At 52.2% G+C, this 1,168-nt stretch carries 1 rRNA gene; it reads left to right on the top strand.

What is annotated here, in order from left to right:
• Window positions 1-1,168, top strand: a 23S ribosomal RNA gene (locus tag M3205_RS25090); the annotation flags it as partial.

Raw genomic sequence — 1,168 nt, forward strand, 5'->3', positions numbered from 1 at the left:
AGAAGGTAAAAGCCCTGTAGTTGAAACTTCGTTCCCTCCAGAGTGGATCCTGAGTACGGCGGGACACGAGAAATCCCGTCGGAAGCAGGGAGGACCATCTCCCAAGGCTAAATACTCCCTAGTGACCGATAGTGAACCAGTACCGTGAGGGAAAGGTGAAAAGCACCCCGGAAGGGGAGTGAAAGAGATCCTGAAACCGTGTGCCTACAAGTAGTTAGAGCCCGTTAATGGGTGATAGCGTGCCTTTTGTAGAATGAACCGGCGAGTTACGATTACATGCGAGGTTAAGTTGATAAGACGGAGCCGCAGCGAAAGCGAGTCTGAATAGGGCGAATGAGTATGTGGTCGTAGACCCGAAACCAGGTGATCTACCCATGTCCAGGGTGAAGTCCAGGTAACACTGGATGGAGGCCCGAACCCACGCACGTTGAAAAGTGCGGGGATGAGGTGTGGGTAGCGGAGAAATTCCAATCGAACCTGGAGATAGCTGGTTCTCTCCGAAATAGCTTTAGGGCTAGCCTCATGTAGAAAGAGTCTTGGAGGTAGAGCACTGTTTGGACTAGGGGCCCCCATCGGGTTACCGAATTCAGACAAACTCCGAATGCCAAAGACTTATCCATGGGAGTCAGACTGCGAGTGATAAGATCCGTAGTCAAGAGGGAAACAGCCCAGACCACCAGCTAAGGTCCCCAAGTATACGTTAAGTGGAAAAGGATGTGGAGTTGCTTAGACAACCAGGATGTTGGCTTAGAAGCAGCCACCATTTAAAGAGTGCGTAATAGCTCACTGGTCGAGTGACTCCGCGCCGAAAATGTACCGGGGCTAAACGTATCACCGAAGCTGTGGATTGACATCTGCGATGTCAGTGGTAGGAGAGCGTTCTAAGGGCGTTGAAGCCAGACCGCAAGGACTGGTGGAGCGCTTAGAAGTGAGAATGCCGGTATGAGTAGCGAAAGATGGGTGAGAATCCCATCCACCGAATGCCTAAGGTTTCCTGAGGAAGGCTCGTCCGCTCAGGGTTAGTCGGGACCTAAGCCGAGGCTGAAAAGCGTAGGCGATGGACAACAGGTTGATATTCCTGTACCACCTCTTTACCGTTTGAGCAATGGGGGGACGCAGGAGGATAGGGTAAGCGCGCTGTTGGATTAGCGCGTCCAAGCAGTTAGGC

Origin of the sequence: Cytobacillus firmus, from assembly GCF_023715565.1 — a bacterium.
GTDB classification, from domain to species: Bacteria; Bacillota; Bacilli; order Bacillales; family Cytobacillaceae; genus Cytobacillus; species Cytobacillus firmus_C.